14 protein-coding genes are annotated in these 16711 nt (G+C 57.1%); 4 read left to right on the forward strand and 10 right to left on the reverse strand.

Annotation, left to right across the window (positions count from 1 at the left end):
• Positions 1-33: 33 nt before the first annotated feature.
• From B2R17_RS06775 to B2R17_RS06790, 4 genes are all read right to left on the reverse strand, one after another.
• Positions 34-1095, reverse strand: a complete 1062-nt coding sequence (locus tag B2R17_RS06775) for a M42 family metallopeptidase (protein WP_008661655.1) — start codon at positions 1093-1095, stop codon at positions 34-36.
• A 1-nt stretch (position 1096) separates the two neighbouring features.
• Entirely contained in the window at positions 1097-1525 is a 429-nt protein-coding gene (locus B2R17_RS06780; protein ID WP_008671794.1) for a GNAT family N-acetyltransferase, read from the reverse strand.
• A 273-nt stretch (positions 1526-1798) separates the two neighbouring features.
• Positions 1799-2767, reverse strand: coding sequence for a hypothetical protein (locus B2R17_RS06785; RefSeq protein WP_339887451.1), 969 nt, complete (start codon positions 2765-2767; stop codon positions 1799-1801).
• Positions 2768-2939: 172 nt separating this feature from the next.
• Entirely contained in the window at positions 2940-3521 is a 582-nt protein-coding gene (locus B2R17_RS06790; RefSeq protein ID WP_039963537.1) for a type 1 glutamine amidotransferase domain-containing protein, read from the reverse strand.
• Between the two features lie 112 nt (positions 3522-3633).
• Between B2R17_RS06790 and tatC the strand changes: the two genes are divergently transcribed.
• Positions 3634-4779: a twin-arginine translocase subunit TatC gene (gene tatC / locus B2R17_RS06795; protein ID WP_286763370.1), complete on the forward strand. Its 1146-nt coding sequence runs from the start codon at positions 3634-3636 to the stop codon at positions 4777-4779.
• 191 nt (positions 4780-4970) lie between these two features.
• Here the strand turns inward: tatC and B2R17_RS06800 are convergent, their stop codons facing one another.
• The 4 genes from B2R17_RS06800 to B2R17_RS06815 form a co-directional block, all read right to left on the reverse strand.
• A complete protein-coding gene (locus B2R17_RS06800) occupies positions 4971-5288 on the reverse strand; it encodes a hypothetical protein (protein ID WP_286763371.1) in 318 nt (105 codons plus the stop codon).
• Positions 5289-5597: 309 nt separating this feature from the next.
• Positions 5598-6590 (reverse strand): DUF1559 domain-containing protein, encoded by a 993-nt coding sequence (locus tag B2R17_RS06805; protein WP_007338728.1) that lies wholly within the window; start codon positions 6588-6590, stop codon positions 5598-5600.
• A gap of 501 nt (positions 6591-7091) precedes the next feature.
• Positions 7092-8579 carry a class I adenylate-forming enzyme family protein gene (locus B2R17_RS06810; protein WP_286763372.1) on the reverse strand — a complete coding sequence of 496 codons (1488 nt, stop codon included), beginning with the start codon at positions 8577-8579 and terminating at the stop codon, positions 7092-7094.
• A complete protein-coding gene (locus B2R17_RS06815) occupies positions 8566-9375 on the reverse strand; it encodes a TrmH family RNA methyltransferase (RefSeq protein ID WP_286763373.1) in 810 nt (269 codons plus the stop codon). Before B2R17_RS06815 ends, B2R17_RS06810 begins: the two co-directional genes overlap by 14 nt.
• 346 nt (positions 9376-9721) lie before the next feature.
• On the opposite strand from B2R17_RS06815, the gene B2R17_RS06820 reads away from it, so the two are divergent.
• Both B2R17_RS06820 and B2R17_RS06825 read left to right on the forward strand, forming a co-directional pair.
• Positions 9722-10567: a hypothetical protein gene (locus B2R17_RS06820; protein ID WP_286763374.1), complete on the forward strand. Its 846-nt coding sequence runs from the start codon at positions 9722-9724 to the stop codon at positions 10565-10567.
• A gap of 104 nt (positions 10568-10671) precedes the next feature.
• Positions 10672-12747, forward strand: coding sequence for a TolC family protein (locus B2R17_RS06825; RefSeq protein ID WP_286763375.1), 2076 nt, complete (start codon positions 10672-10674; stop codon positions 12745-12747).
• Between the two features lie 22 nt (positions 12748-12769).
• Here B2R17_RS06825 and B2R17_RS06830 read toward each other — a convergent pair whose 3' ends face one another.
• On the reverse strand, positions 12770-14377 hold the full coding sequence (locus B2R17_RS06830) for a DUF4332 domain-containing protein (RefSeq protein ID WP_286763376.1): 1608 nt from the start codon (positions 14375-14377) through the stop codon (positions 12770-12772).
• Entirely contained in the window at positions 14377-14682 is a 306-nt protein-coding gene (locus B2R17_RS06835) for a hypothetical protein (protein ID WP_008661670.1), read from the reverse strand. The genes B2R17_RS06830 and B2R17_RS06835 overlap by 1 nt, the downstream gene beginning before the upstream one ends.
• Positions 14683-15249: 567 nt before the next feature.
• Between B2R17_RS06835 and B2R17_RS06840 the strand changes: the two genes are divergently transcribed.
• Positions 15250-16596 (forward strand): homoserine dehydrogenase, encoded by a 1347-nt coding sequence (locus tag B2R17_RS06840; RefSeq protein ID WP_286763377.1) that lies wholly within the window; start codon positions 15250-15252, stop codon positions 16594-16596.
• The last annotated feature ends 115 nt before the right edge of the window (positions 16597-16711 follow it).

Here is a 16711-nt window from a genome sequence, read left to right on the forward strand (position 1 = left end):
CCGGCGAACCAAACATTCTTCAGCCCAATTCGATCAACCGGGAATGAAATCGCATTCTGGTGTCAGCGACTGAGCGAACAGCGTCAGCAGTTTCGCGATCGCTTCGATGTCACCGAGGCTGATCGTTTCCACCGCCGAGTGCATGTAGCGGTTGGGAATCGCGACCAGTCCCGTCGCGACGCCTGAACCGGAAACTTGCAGCACGTTGGAATCATTCGGTGCGGCTCGTCCGAGCGCGGCGGGCTGATACGCGATGTCGTTGTCATCCGCCAACTGCATCAATCGCTTGGCAACTTTGGCATTGATGTTAGGGCCACGGAAAATCACTGGACCGCCACCGATTTTGATGTCGCCTTGTTGCTGCTTGTCGATCGTCGGGCAATCCGATGCGTGCGTGACGTCGACTGCGATGGCCACATCTGGCTGAATGCGTCCCGCAGCGGTCTTGGCTCCGCGCAGTCCGATCTCTTCCTGCACGGTCGCGACGCTGTGCAGTTCGCACTGCAACGCTTGATCGGCGGTGGCACAACGGCGAGCCGTTTCGATCACCGTCCACATCCCGGTTTTGTTGTCCATACCAGGGCCGCTGACCAAGTCGCCCAGCAATTCTCGGTAGGCGAGGTTCAGCGTCACGCAGTCGCCGATGCGGACTTTTGATTTGGCTTCGTCACCATCTTTGGCTCCGATGTCCAGCCACATTTGTTCGAGCTTGACGACTTCGCCGCGTTCCTGCTGAGACAGAAGGTGAATCGGTTTGCGACTGATGACCGCGGAGACCGGACCGTCGTCGGTCCACACTGTCATGGATTGACCGATCAGTTGTTGTGGGTCCCAGCCGCCAATCGTTTGGGCGTACAAGAAACCTTGCTCGTCGATGTGTGAAATCAGCATGCCGATTTGGTCGCAGTGACCGGCCAGCATCAGTTTCGGGGCCCCGGCTTTGCCGACTCGCGCGGTAAGGTTGCCGTGCACATCGATCGAGACTTCATCGCTGTGCGGTTTCAGGTATTCGCCGATCAGTTTTTGGATCGGTTCTTCGTAACCGGAGGGGCTGGGCGTCAGAATCGATTGCTTGAAAAATTCGAGCGGTTGCATTTCAGTTGTCATCGAAGTTGCGAGGACGGAGTTGGCAGAACAAGGCTTTCTTCTGGTCAGGCAACGAGTAATCGAAGCCACATGATTTGAGGAAGTCTTCGGAGGAGCTGATCGCGAGGATCTCCATCACACCCAGCGTGCGGGCTCGTTCGATGCAGTGACCGACCAATTTGCGACCCAGCCCCAAACGTTGGGCTTCGGGGTGCACGGCCAAGCATTGCAGTTCGGCAAGCTTGGGGCTGTAGACCTCGATCGCCGCAAAGCCAATGCAGCGAGGCCCGACCATTGCCACGAACCCGTGGCGGGTCAATTCGATGATTTCAGCTTCGGTCCGCGATAGCAGCAGATGCTGCGAAACAAACGGACGCATCAAAGCGTGAATGGCTTCAGCGTCCAGCGGGGTGGATTGCCGCACGGTGACTTCGTCCATCGACAGCGATTGGCCGGGTGGCGAGACCGGGGGCGCGTTGACAATCGGGGCGGGATCGGGAGAAGGAATATCAGCCAAAGCGAGTGTCTTTCATAAACGAAGTTCCACCGGTTCAGATGCGATCAGCAGTCATCGAAAACAGAAGTTTAGCAAATGGTGGCAAACCTTCGCGGGGGCATGCCTGGATCGCGAGAATCTCGCGTGTGTGGGAGACACGAGCTACCCGCCTCGGGTGCAAGGCGGCTCAACCACGCCGTAGGTGTCCGCTGGCGATCAGGAAGACGGCAAGTCGCAGATTCTTAGCAACAGCATCACATGCTGGTCGTCTTGCATGTGATCGGCATCGCGAAGCATTTGCCTGGCCAAACCAAACGTGGGGTCGTTTTCATCCGGTTGGTGCATCGGAGCGATCAGCAATGTCAGATGCGGATTGGCGGCCCACGAAAGATTCATTTCCGGCAGTTCCCAAGTGGAACGCCCGGTCGCCAAACGCGTCGCCGCCTCGCTGCTGATGAAACGTTGCTGGACCGAACCATGTTGGATTTCAGGACGGATCTCCAATGTGACTTGTCCAGGTCCGGGACCCAGAGTGGGTGTCAGCGACAGCGACATTTGGGGCGAATCCAATGATCGGCCCGTGAGCTTGCCGTTCTCCTGAGCCAGTACCACATGGGAACCATCCAGGATCGCGGAGATTGGAAGCTCGTGCCGCTGCGATGGACGCAACGGAATGGTTTCGATACCCGATGGACTGCGGCCCATCACCCCGGCGGTTGAAAGCAGACGATTGATTGGATCATCCCCCGCGGCAACATTTTCTTCGACTGTTTCGGGTAACGCGTCCGGCGTAGCAATCAAGCCGATGCGAAATCCGTTGGCCAGCCAAGCTTCGCGGACCTTGGGCGGAAAAGCGGTTTCATCGACGTGTTGCCACAGCGATTCGTCTAGGTCTTGTGTGCTGACGTGGCGAAAGTCCGCCTGCAACGAAATCGTTTTTCGGCTCTTGTGGGTGAGCTTCGAAACTTGTGTGTGCTTTGAGTTCGAGTTTAGCTCACCGGAAGCCCCATCCGTCCAGACACCGTTTTGAAACAGCGAGCATCCTGATCCAAGCGTCACAATCGCCAGCGCGCAAGTTGCCCACCAACACCGCATCGGTGTCGAGAGAGTCATTCGTTCGTGGGAACGAAAATACACGCGGGAACGCCGTCCAACCAAATCGGAAAGAACCTTGGGATCATCTATCGAGCCGACACTACGAATCCGCGACAAACGATGTCAAGTCAACTCCGCCAAGGATTCACGACGCTTCAGTTTCACAGAATGCGACAGCGACCAAAAAAAACTTTAGCACGTCGGTCCCCGCCGTGAGTTCATGCTCGTCTCGGTGGAGGACCACCGAGCTGCAGGTTTGGGATCATGCGAGCAACGCGATGAAGTGGCGGCAGAAATCGGGCAGGTCGTCGGGGCGGCGACTGCTGACGTGGTGCCCGTCGACCACGACCGAAGCGTCTTCGAAGATCGCTCCAGCGTTGACGAGGTCATCCTTGATGCCGGGAGATCCGGTCACGCGAATGCCGCGGTAGACACCGGCCGAGATAGGGATCCAGCCACCGTGGCAAATCGCGGCGATCGGCTTTTTCGCGGCGTCAAAGTCTCGAACGAGCTGCAAAACCTTCGGGTCTCGCCTCAGTTTGTCGGGCATGAATCCGCCGGGAACCAGCAGCCCGTCAAAGGAATGAGCCTCACACGCGTCGATGGCGAGGTCGCTCACACAGGGATAGCCCAATTTGCCGTTGTATTTTTCGCCAGCTTTCGGGCCCGCGACAAAAAATTCTGCTCCGGCCTCGATCAGACGGAGTTTGGGGTACCAAAGCTCCAAGTCCTCGTAAATTTCGCCCACAAACGACAGAACTCGTTTGCCCACGAGTGTCTGAGGCGAAACCGAATCGATGGAAACGGCGGTCGCGGGATTGGAAGAGGAAGTTGGATCGGTCATGAATGGCACCGTGCGAGATTGGAATGGTCAGTTAGAATGGCTTAGCGCCGAGAAGTCGGCATCGATTCGTTCGGCACAATGGTACCCTCCCTCCCCTGGTGGATAGAAACTCGTGGAAGCACTGACGCGACCCAAAGACGATTTGTTCGACAATTCGACGATGACGTTCGGGGAGCATCTCGAAGAACTCCGTGGCTCTCTGGTCAAAGCAATCATTTGGTTGTTGATCGGATTGGCTGTCGGTTTGATGTTTGCCAACCGAGTCGTGCGATTCATCCAGGAACCGCTCAAACAAGCGATCATCGAGTACAACGCCGATCGCGATCTGAAAGAGATGGGGCTGCCTGACCGCAAGGAAGATCCGCAGGTCAGCCGTTTTTACGAATTTTTGACCGCCAATTCGCTGGTTGCTGACGTGGTGTACACGCTGCCATCGGCCAGCATTCCGTTGCTGACGGAAGATCCGGTGGTGGAGTCCAATACGGCAATTGAATCCGCTTTGGAAACCGAAACGGATGAGGAAGCCGGTCCCGATGACGAACCGGAAGATGGTGAAGCGGAGGCACTGGTCGTTCCGGCGAGAATCACGACAGCGGAATTGATGAAATCCATGGGGGCGATCCCCAACCCAGATGAATTGGTGCCGGCCATTCATCTTCGTCGCAGCGAACGCGGTTTGAGCTCGCTGAAGATCGAGGAGCCCTTCATGATTTGGGTGAAAGCCGGTTTGATCGTCGGTGCGGTGCTTGCCTCCCCGATGATCTTCTATCACCTGTGGTCGTTCGTTGCCGCGGGATTGCACAGCCATGAACGTCGCTACGTGTACGTGTACCTGCCGTTCAGCGTGGTGCTGTTTGTTTCAGGTGTCGTGCTCGCGTTCGGGTTGGTGCTGCACTACGTGCTGACGTTCTTGTTGCAATTCAATGGATCGATGGACGTCGCGGTGGAGCCTCGGCTGACGTACTACGTCAACTTTGTGTTGATGTTGCCATTGGGATTCGGCGTCGCGTTCCAGTTGCCATTGGTGATGCTGTTCCTGCAACGCATCGATTTGATTCAAACGCAGGACTACATCAACAGTTGGCGAGTTGCGGTGCTGGTGATCTTTGTCATTTCGATGATCGTCACGCCGGCCGACGTGACCAGCATGGTGGCGCTCGCGGTGCCACTGTTATTCCTGTATTTCCTTGGCATCGTCATGTGCGCGTACATGCCACGGGGCAGGGGACTGGGCAGCGAAGCTTACGACCCGGCTTGATATTCCCGGGCCTGGCTTGGGCCGTTGCTCAGTAACACAATCCCTACTGGATTTACGCTGTCGTCATCCCCGAATGACAAACAACGTAATTTCAACATGCGCAAGCAAGTGATCTCAAGGCGGAACTTGCTTGCATTTGGGTATGGTTCTGCTGCCGTGATTGGCAGAGCACAACTGAATTAGCGGGCTGTTTAGGACCCAAGCAAGTTGAAGTCGATTGTGTCGCCGCCCGCTGGCACGTCCGCGGTTAGTTCAGTGCGAGAATTGTATTTTTGAGGAATGTACATTTCGCCCGCTGGGGTGAGTTCGTCTGGGTTGGACTTGTCGAACTTGCCTTCAATCAACCGGGAGGCGCGGACCTCAACCGTCATCGGGCCGGTGAGGGTCTCTATTTCGTAATTGCCATTCTCGATTGCAGCACTGAAACTTCGCCTCTCTTCCGAGGCAGTGCGGAATTGAATTCGGCCGGTATCGATCGGCTTGCCCTCGAATGTCACAGTACCAGTCACCGGATACAACTCGAGACCGCTCGGCGCTGGGCAACCAGTTAGTATCAACGGCGTGATAAAGAGCCCGATAGAACAAACTGCATTCTTGTACATTGACGTGAATCTCAACAAAATTTGATGTGTACGGCGTGGGAAGGTTTCACGATTTGAGAACGAAGCTCCTGTTCGTCAGGTAGACGTATCTCAAACCGTTTGGCTGGAATGATTGGAGGCAGCTATGCGAGCCGTTTGGGCGTTAGCCCCGTTTTCGTGTAGAGACCGTGTCGAACGCTAGGCGGCTCACATATCTGAAGACTCCCTTATGCCCGCTTAAAACTCACCCAGGACGTGACCATCGGCACGGTTGCCTAAGTCTCTCCAGATCTGACGTTCGATCGAATCGGTAACAAACCGAACGGATCCATCACAGAAAGCCGTTAATACACCACCGGTGTGATGGCTGCGGGCGAAGTTCCATCGGCCCGTGAGACCGTCAGCGTTCCCGTTTTCGCAAGGTGATTTCGGGAAATTTGTGCTTTTGCAGGAATACACACGATCGGGAACGGATGTGTTTGGGGGCTCTGCTGAAGAGAAACCGAAGGATCCGTGAGGAGAACCACCCCAATAGCCTCCCATGCCTCCCCAACTTCCGCCGCTCGCGCCGCGAATGATCGTCTCGCTGGCGAGTAGGGTGTTAGACGTTCCATCGAGACAATCTCTGAACTTATAGGTCCTCGTCTCACCGAACATCCCTCCCGGATCCGTTTTTATGATGTTGATCTCATCCGGGGTGATCCCTCCTAGAAGATCTTGAGGCAAAGTGCCTCCACCAGCGGAAACACCGTAACTACCTTGGAAACCATTGTCGGACCCGCCGCCACCGAGAGCTGGGCCGGAGGGTTCGGACGGACACATGAACGTGGGGACGGCGACCCCTGCGAGTTCCAGGGGCATGCGATGAATCCATTCCGCTTCGTAGACACTGTAGATCGTGGCAGCGTTTCGATATTTTTCGGCGTATGCCTGTTGTTCAACAAAAGGGAGGATGTTTTGGTACCAGGAATCCCGTTTGTGGGTCACGGAAAGTCCAGTATTGAGGTGACCATAGGGAAAGCTTCGAAAGGCGTCGTGATAGTTGTGCATGGCAAGACCAAGCTGCTTCATGTTGTTGGAGCAACTCATGCGTCGTGCTGCTTCGCGAGCGGATTGCACGGCTGGCAGCAATAATCCCACCAATACGCCAATGATTGCGATTACCACGAGGAGTTCAACAAGCGTGAATGCTTTCCGATTCTTATTAACATCGCGACAGTAGTTGGGCATGAGAGTCCTTCAGTTGGTTTCATTGAATGAGTCAAGAATTTGCTGTGAACAGTCTTTGGAATCTGGCGTCTACAGGTTCGTGCCAATGCTTCAAGATCGAGCGAATCTCGACGGCCTGATTCTCATTTCATCCCCCTCGCAATTCGAAAGCCAAATCAACTTTGAACCGCGCGTCGTATTTGCCTTCACAGCTCAAGAATCGCGAGTAACGGGGGACAGAGTCCCGTTGCTGGGTCTATGGGAGTTGCGGTCCCCCGCAGACGAGAGCGATTTTTTTGAGGCTTGATACAAACGATCGAGCCGAGTTCGTTTGTTCAGAGAGGATGCCGTATCGAGAGTCGCGAACGTGCCTAGGAAACCAGCAGCACTTGCTTGTTGTCCGTGCATCCCGAATTTGACCGAGCTTCTTCAGGCTTCGGTTTGGGGACCAATGTCAGTAGATGCTTCCCGTCGACAGATGGCGAACGGTCTTGCTGCGAATTGTTTCCGGATAACAGGCCGTTATGGATCGCGAGAGTGGTTTGGGCGACTGTCCGGGGGGCTAGAGAGTCGGCGCTGACGGATGATTGGTCGGCGTGGGGTTCCCTTGGCGGTGAGTTCGCCGGTTTCGATGGACAATGGTTCGGGCAACTTGAGTTGCTTCACGTTGGTTCCTGGCGGAAGGCCCTCGGCCAAGCATGATTCAACTGGATCGCGGCCGGTCTGATCCTCGGCGGTTGCTTGTGACGGGTCGCGTGAAAGCAGCAGCCAGAGTTGGCCTTGGTGATGCAGCAGGACCGCTTGTTCGATTCCCTGCAACTGCAGCAGTTGCCGTTCGATGGTGGCGGGAAAGACTTTGAAGCCGTTGTCCAGCACGATCACATCGTCGGCTCGACCCAGGATCTGAAATTGGCCATCGTCATGAATCTCAACCAGGTCTCCGGTGTCGAGCCAACCGTCCGGTGACATCTTCTGCTGCGTCGCGGTTTGGTCATCGAGGTAGCCGAGCATCACGCCGGGGCCCCGGACGAAGAGGCGTTTGTCTTCGACTTTGGATTCCCAGCCCACGACCAAGGGACCGACTCGATTGGGAGTCGCATTGGCAGGCGACGCACTGCAGATGACTGGTGACGTTTCGGTGCAGCCGTATCCTTGAATGACGCCGATGTTGTTTCGCTGACATCGCTCGAATTGCTGGGAGGACATCGCGACGCCACCGCAACCGATTAGACGCAACGATTGCAGGTTGGTTTGACCGGATTCGATTCGGTTCAAAATGTCATCGATCAACACCGGCACGGCGTTGATCAATGTCGGCGAGAGGCGAACGGGCAGCGAACGCAATGTGGAACGGCCTCGACCGAGACTGTATCGGCAGCCTGACAACAACCACGTCCCCATGTCGCTGGTTCGCGCGTAGGCGTGAGCGATGGACAGCAACGACAGTCGCAGATCTGAAGCCTCTTGAGGGACCGCCAACAGTTTCGCTTTCGCGTTGGTGGTCAGGTTGTGCTGGGACAGCATCACTCCGCGAGGTTCGGAGGTCGTGCCGCTGGTCCACAGAACCAGCGACGGCGCGTGAAGGTCAACTTCGTGGGCCGATGCTTCCAGGTCCGAGATCGCGTTGGTCAGGTTGGTGGAGGAAACCGAGCGAGCGTGGGTTTCGTGTTCCCAGTGCAACGCTTTGGATCGATGGATCAGGGCATCTTGTTGCGTGGCAGGTAAGAATGCGTCGATGGGGATCTCCGTGACCCCGGCAGCGATGCAGGCCAAAGACAACACCACATCGTTGGGATGGTTGGTGCATCGATAGGTCAAACGTTTGGACGCGTCCGTCCATGGCAACCGCGTCTGCAGAATGTTCGCGGTCGCGTTGACCATGCGAGCCAGTTCTCCCCAGGTCCAAACGGAGTGGCCCGTGGAAGAATCAACCAACGCAACTTCGTCTGGCCGCTGTTTCGCGTGGCGAATCAAGGCCGACAGCAAGTGTGGCACATCAGCCGTTTGCATGATCAGCGTCCTGCAATCGAGTCAGCTCGTACAGGAAGATGGCTGATGCGACCCCCACGTTGAGACTGTCGGTGTTGTTTCGCATCGGCAAGATGCTGCGGTGGGTGGCTGCTTCGGCGATCTCCGGTGGCAAGCCATTGGCCTCGTTGCCAACCATCAAAACACGTCGGTCTGATTGGATCGCTTTGGGCAGATCGATCAGTGGAATCGCGGTATCATCCAAAAGCGTCGCGATGGATGCGATGCCCGCGTTTGCCAAGTCTCGCAGTTGTTCCGCTGGTTTGTCGAATCGATAGAAGCGATGTCGAAACACCGATGCCATGCTGACTCGGATGACGCGGCGGGTCATCGGTGAGATTGTTTGTGGGCCGAGCAGGATGTCGCGAACACCCAATGCGGCGGCGGAGCGAAGCAGGCTGCCCACGTTTTCGGGATCGCTCAACCCCACCAGTGCCAATGCGAGCGAGGATCGGGCGGAGTCGCGAAATTTTTCGAGTGGTTCGATGGTGGGACTGGAACCATGTGCCAGCACACCGCGATGAAAGTCGTAGCCGGCCAGTTCTTTCCCGAGTTCTCGATCGATCAAGTACACGGGAACGCTGCCGGGAATCAGTGGCAAATACTTTGATTCGCGACCGGTATGAATCAGCACGGATTGAACGCCGAGGTCGCTTTGCAGCAGTCGCTCAACCACCAAACTGCCTTCGGCAATGAAACCGTCGTCAGTTTCACGGTGTCGCAGGTTTCGGTAGGGCGAGAGCCGGGGGTCGTCGAGGTCCCTAATTGTCTCTGGCAATCGTTCGGGTCCGTTTGTGCGGGTTGTGCTGAATGTGTGCCGATCCGGCGTAACAAACGCGCAAGGTGGATCAACTGATTTGGAGTGATTGTTTGTCACGACCCGAAGGATGCACGGGAAGGTCGTTGTTTGAACGAGCTTTCACTTTTTGCATGACCCGTCAAGGAAGACGATCGCAATGCTGGAATCTACATGGGATTGGTGGTTCGGTGATGGCCCCGTCCGTCGTCGGAACACGTCGAGAATGTTCGCAGAGTTCTCGGTCAATCGATTTTACGAAATGATGCGTTGGGTCCGGGGGATTCGGCCGAGTCGGCGTACGTTCGCATGGGCATTGTGTGGATGCTTGTCCTCGACCGCGACGGTCGGCACCGCGGACGAACCGATGGCGTTGACCACTCCAGATGCACAAGTAGCGTCGCTACCCAGCGGCTTCTTCGCCGCGGCCGGTTTCGCGATGATCGACGACGACGTGGTCGAAGACTCCGCCGCAGCGAGCGACGTCCCGAGCGATGCTGAACCGGCGAATGCCGACGAGGCTCGCCGCCAGCGTTTGCGAGACTTGCTACGCACCGGCGCGGAAAACGATCGTGCGGAAGCCACCAACGACAAAGATCGAATGTCGCTGCGGGATGAAATCATCGCCGACGCGAAGGAAGATGAAGAGAATGAGGACGGTTTGTTCTCGCAACCCTTCATCAGCGAACGATTGCCCGATGTGACCGGTGGTCGCATCGTGTTGCCTTCGCTCCGAGCCGTTTCGTTGGACACGTCGACGATTGGCAATGGTCGTCTGCCGGATGATTTTGATTCTTCCGAAGACGTCGCTGCGATTGCTTTGCCGGAGGATCCATTCGCTCGTGGAATGGTGGCGGCAGGAGCGGTTTTGCCTTGGACTGCACCAAACACATACTCGCATCCGTTGTACTTCGAAGACCGAATGTTGGAACGACACGGTCACGAACGATGGGGGTGCATGCAACCGATCGCTGCTGGCGCTCGGTTCTTCACGACGATTCCAATGTTGCCGTACTTGGCAACGATTCAGGAACCGTGCGACATCGTTTACAGCAAGGGATACTACCGAGCCGGCTCGTCGGCTCCTTGCGTGATGCAGCGTCCGCCGCTTGAACGGCGTGCTGTTGTTGTAGAAGCCGCCGCAATTGCGGGCGGAATCATCGCTCTGCCTTAGCGTCGAGTGATTTGACAACGAAACTATCCGCCTCTGCGACTGGGCACCGACAAGGATGTTGGTGCGAGCGGAGGGAACCATCCTGATATGGAATCGAGATTGCCATGGATCGGCAAACGTCTCTCTCTTCGCGCAAGCAAACCCGTCGTCGTCGCTTGGCCTCTTGGCTGGGCGTCGCGGTGGCGGCATCCACGCTGACCAGCGGATGCCATTGGGCGCAGAAAATCCCGGACGGTCCGCACGATACCAAAACGTCGTACCATGACCATTCGGCAATGCGGATCGAGTACCCCGAGGTCAACCAATGTGCCACGCCAGTCGTTTCGGCTGCCGTGTCTGCGGTTCAGCCCAATACGCTGGAAGACCCGGCCAATCTGCCCAGCGTGGAGTTGACGCTGGAACAAGCGGTCCAACAAGCGTTGCGATCCAGCCCCGTGCTGCGAACGATCGGTGGCGCGGTGGTCAGTGCTCCTCAATCCGCGACGACGGTCTTCACGCCAGGCTTGGCTCATGCGGATCCGTTGGGCGGTGTCGAAGCGGCGTTGTCCGACTTTGACGCTCAGTACAGCCAATCGTTGTTCTGGAACAAAGTCGATCAACCTCAGAACATCGCAGCCGGTGGTTTGGGGGCGCAGTTCACGCCAACGACAACGCAAGCAACCCAGGCGACGTTCACCAACGAATTGTCGAAACGCACCGCAACCGGTGCCCAATTCGCGTTGCGCAGCAATGTCGGATACGACCGCAACAACCGTCCGTTCCGACAATTCCAAAGCGATTTCATCGGGTTTCTCGAAGCCGAGTATCGTCAGCCTTTGATGCGTGGTGCCGGAACAACTTACAACCGGATCGCCGGATCGGCTGGGGCCAGCGGAGCCGTCGGCCAATACAACGGTGTTCTGATCGCTCGAGTCAACGAAGACGTTGCCTTGGCTGATTTTGAAGCCGCCGTGATCCAGTTGGTCTCCGATGTTGAGCAAGCCTATTGGGACCTGACAACTTCGTATCGTTTGTTGGAAGCGACCGCGAAGGGCCGAGAGTCGGCGTTGCAAACGTTCCAGTACCAACAGGTGCGGTTGGAAGTCGGCACGGGGCGACGCGACGAAGAAGCGCAAGCTCGTTCGCAGTACTACCAATTCGAAGCACAAGTCAAATCCGCTCTGGCGGGCGAAACTGGTTTGTACGCTCGCGAACAAGCGTTGCGATACTTGATCGGTTTGCCAGCGACGGATGGGGCGTTGCTGCGTCCGACCAGTGACCCACTCAATGCGAAAGTGGTTTTCGATTGGCAAAGTGCTTTGGGCCAAGCCCTCGACCGCCGCGTCGAAGTGCGTCGTCAAAAGTTCACGGTCAAACGCCGCGAAATGGAATTGATGGCGTCCCGTTTGAATCGTCGTCCGCAAATGGACTTTGTCGGCCAATATCGTTGGCGTGGTCTCGGCGACAATTTGATCGGACCTGGCGATCAAGGTCTCAACGACAACTTGGTCGATTCGATCACCGGCGGGAACTACCAAGAATGGACGGCCGGCGTCGAATTCTTGGCACCGATTGGATTGCGTGCCGCAAGTTCCGCGGTCGCTCACGCCAAGCTGAACTTGCAACGTGAACGTGCTGTCCTGGCCGAAACCGAATTGCGGATCAGTCACGATTTGTCTGACGCGGCACGTGCCATCGACCTGACGTTCGAATTGGTCGAAACCAATTACAACCGCTACCTGGCCGATTTGCGTCAGGTGGAGGTTTTGCGTCGTCGCTATCGTGACGGGACCGACAACATCAACTTCCTGTTGCAAGCCCAACGGCAAGTGGTCACCAGCGAGTCGGAGTTTTATCAATCGATCAGCAACTACAACCTCGCGATTCGTGACTTCCACCGTGAGAAGGGATCGTTGCTGGCGTACAACCAAGTCAACTTGACCGAGGGAGCCTGGTGCCCAGGAGCCGAACGCGACGCGTATGAACTGGGGCGGTTCCTCGAACCTCGCCGTCATCCAGAGAAGGTTTCCGCACCGCGTCCCGTGACGTCGGGACGGTTTGATCCAACGGCGGTTCAGTCGACAATGGGGGCCACGACTTACGAAGCAGTGCAACCAGCACCCGCAACGTCAGCGATCGCTCAGCCGGTCCCAATGGAGGACGATGGCATGATCGAAGTGGACGTCACGCCCGCCGAATGAGTTGACGGATCGGGGTGATCGGTCATGCGGCACGTCGCTGAGGCGACTGCTGCGGTTGGTTGGCTGATTGAGAGACGTCAGCCGATTGGGAGGCATTGACCGATTCGGATGATTCCGAATTGTCGTGGTGCATCGCGTTGTCACGTTTGAGTTTGATCATCGCGTGAGCAGCGTCGCCGATGATGATTTCCAATCGGTTCGATGTTGGCGGGTTTGCCCCGCGTAGATATCGACGACCCGAGTAGGTTGCCGAATAGTCTTCGACCGCGGATTGCAACGTCGTCACATCGGTTTTGGCCAGGGCATCGGTGGTCGTGTAACCCGCACCGACCAACAGTTGGACTTCGCGGGCCAGCATTGAGGGCAGTTGGCACATCAACATCGTTTGGCAACGCCAGGCATGGATCGTGTCCACCGTGATCCATCGCGTAGCCAATCGCCGCGCCATGGTTTTCTCGTCGGCTTTCAAAAAGTCACCAACGGTGTGAATGCCGATGCCGGCAAACCGAGCAGCGGTCTTTTTGCCGATCGACGGTGCGTCGACCAACGGATCCGCCACATGCAATCGGACATTGTCCTCGGTGCTGACAAACGGCAGCACGTTTGCGTCGTGCGATTCGGCTTGGCGTTCCGCTGCTTCGGAAGCCACCAATGCTTTGCGGGCGGCGGCCAGTTTGGCCTTCGCCTGGCGGTACTCTTTTTCGCGATGGTAAATAGTTCGCACGCGTTGCAGCACGCGAACTTCGCTGGGAAGGTTTTGCTCCACATCGCCGGTTCGTCGAAATTCATCGACCAGCCGCTGCACCTTTTCTCGTTCGTTTTGATAGGTGATCCGTTTCAGCCACATGCGATCGGGGACGCGGATGGCGGAAAATACCATCGGCAATGTGAGGCTGGCCGTGGAAATGGATTGGCCGCTTCGCTGCTCGGCGTCGGCCGCGGCACGCTCGAGGATGCGGGCCCAACCGGTCACGGACAACCCGACCAATTGTGAAACGATGCGACGGGAAACTTCGTTGAGGCCTTGTTTGGAATCGTGTTCCGCGGCCGCCAAGTCAAAATTGTCCAGCAGGGTTTGGTAGTGGCTGTGGGCCAAACGAGCAGATTGCAGGATCGCTTCGCCGAGCCAACCTGGTTGGTCGGACAATTGAAAGACGATTCGCGTGGGATCCTGTCGCCACTGGGCGAGGAGATCCATGTAGTTTTGAGTGATGCACCATTCGATCGGTCGATGCAGAACCTTTTCCATCGGCGTCTGGGCCGTATGCAGCGGCTGGATGGGATCGGTCACGTAATGGCTGAGCACACCGGCGGCATGGGCCGCGTCATCAAACCGTGATTGGTGCAGGTAACGCTGCAAGCGGTCGTACCACTGGTGAGCGACGCGCGGTGCGCCGCCCCAGTAGCCGTCGTCGACGTGCACGACGTGATTTTGAAAATCGCGAAAACGCACGTCGGGATCTTTCGCACCCGCCAAATAACGAGCGTGGTGCCGTAGCAATTGCGAAACCAAACGCTTTCCCGAATCGGTTTGAACCAATTCAGTCGCGTCCAAGGCGAAGTGATGATGCGTGCTGCGGCAGTGCGCGGCACGCAAAATTTGCCGAAGCGTTTGGCCTCTGTCGCTCATCAGGCAGCGTTGGTCTTGTTGAGAGTCTTGCTCAATGGATCCACGCCGTAAGCTTCCGCTTGGCGAGACAACCGGGCTCGGAATGCAGCGCCCACCTGGGAAGGGAGGGAGTCGTAGTGCAGCACTCGTTGCACGAACGTTTGGCGTCCCAAAGGACGGAATTCGCAGTGCCCCTTGGGAGGTGGCGTGCTGCCGTATTGAGCTTGCAGACGAAACGCGTGGTCCCGTTCAGCAATGGCGTGATAGAGGTCGTACAGGCGATCGATCGACAACGTGGTGGTGTCGGTCAGGGGGCCGATTGCCATCGGAGCATCCTTGCAGCGGCGGAAGCGATTGGTCGGGAATATTCGAGACGGAAAGTTTCGAATCTCACTCAAGTTTCTCAAAGCAATCGGATCGGTCACAAGATCGAAAGTGAATAAATCTGGAATGTGACGAGCCGAATTGCCTTAACCGGCAAGGTCGACCACGGTGGGCCGATGAAGTCGGCTTTCTAGCGGAATTTGCATTCGCTCGGGGCTCGGTTATGCCGAACATTACGACTAGCCGGCGTGGTCAACCAAGTGGAGGACCCGACGCTATGGCCGAAACGGACAGACGGGGGCACGTGTCGTGGTGTGGGATTGCGACACCGAGACCCGGCTGCATGTTTCTTGCGATTGAAAATGAGAACGGCGGGGCAGCGTTTGGGCACGTTGCACCGCCGTTTTCTTTTGATTGCCATCCAATTCGCCTGATTCTGAAGGCGGACGCTTTTCGGGGGCCGAACGAACCCGACCGACCGGAATCTCCGTTCGGCACCGCGGACTTCGTCGCGGAATCTGGATGACCCCCGTGTTCAATGATCGTGGGCTCTGATTACCATCCCCCACATGAACGCTACATCCACCAAGCAAAAATCATCGGACCGGACCAACGTTGCCATCATCGGGATGGGAACCGTCGGTGCCGGCGTGGCTCGTCTGTTGATCGATCATGGCGATCGAACCGCTCGTCACGCGGGCAAAACCATTTGGTTGTCCAAGGCTGTCGTCCGCGATCTCAGCAAACCTCGCGGGATTGATCTGCCCGAAGGAGTCCTGACCGATTCGATCGATGACGTCCTGAATGACCCCGAAATCGACGTTGTCATCCAATTGATGGGCGGGTTGTCACCGGCTCGCGAAGTCATGCTGCGGGCGATGGAAGCCGGCAAGGACATCGTCACCGCCAACAAAGCGTTGCTGGCCGAACACGGCGCCGAATTGTTCACGCGAGCCCGCGAACTCGGACGCAGCATCGCGTTCGAAGCAGCCGTGGCCGGTGGCATCCCGATCATCGCCAACATCAGCCAGTGTTTGTCGGCCAACCAAATTGAATCCCTCGAAGGGATTCTCAACGGAACCAGCAACTTCATCGTTTCGCAAATGGACGAAAAGGGGGCCGGCTACGACGAGACTGTCAAACGGGCTCAGGAGTTGGGTTACGCGGAAGCCGATCCGGCGATGGACGTCGACGGAACCGACGCGGCTCAGAAATTGGCGATCCTCTCGCACTTGGCTTTCGGAGCCACTGTGGACTGGCGAGACATCCCTCGCAACGGAATCGATGGGCTGGATCCAGCCGATTTGGTTTACGCTCGCCAGCTCGGATACCGGATCAAGTTGCTCGCCACCGCTCGCTTGGTCGATGGCGAATTGGAATTGTCTGTCGCACCGACCTTGGTTGCCATCGGCACACCCATGGCCGAAGTCCGCGACGCTTTCAATGCGATTCGCGTGGTTGGTGACGCGGTCGGGCCCGTCTTCTATCACGGGCTGGGTGCTGGCCAGATGCCAACCGCATCAGCCGTCGTCGCCGATGTCATCGACACTGCCGTGGGACGCACCCCGATCACGTTTGAAACCCTGGAGTACTTTTCGGCCGAGCGTCCTCCACGCACCGCTCAGCGAGACGTCGATCGGCTGCGAGGCCGGTACTACTTGCGATTGCGAGTCGCCAACGACCCAGGAACTTTGGCGGCGATCGCTGGTGTCTTGTCCAACCAATCGATTTCCATCGCTTCGGTCATCCAGCACGAACCCAAATCGAAGGATGAAGCAAGTTCATCGGACAACACCGTGCCCTTGGTGATCATGACTCACGAAGCCAGCGAGGGTGCCGCGTCACGAGCGACCACCGACATCGAAGCTCTGCCCGCCATCAGCGGCCAAGTCGTCCGAATGCCGGTCCGCGAGTGATTTGCTGGCGTTGCCGGGAGTCTGGCGAGAGCATCCGCCAGACTCCATTTCAGGAGTTCGTACGGCATTCGGACGTTCGAAAAAGAAATGGCGGCTGGCGTCTGGGTTTCGCCCC

The organism is Rhodopirellula sp. UBA1907 (assembly GCF_002337565.1).
Taxonomy (GTDB): Bacteria; Planctomycetota; Planctomycetia; order Pirellulales; family Pirellulaceae; genus Rhodopirellula; species Rhodopirellula europaea.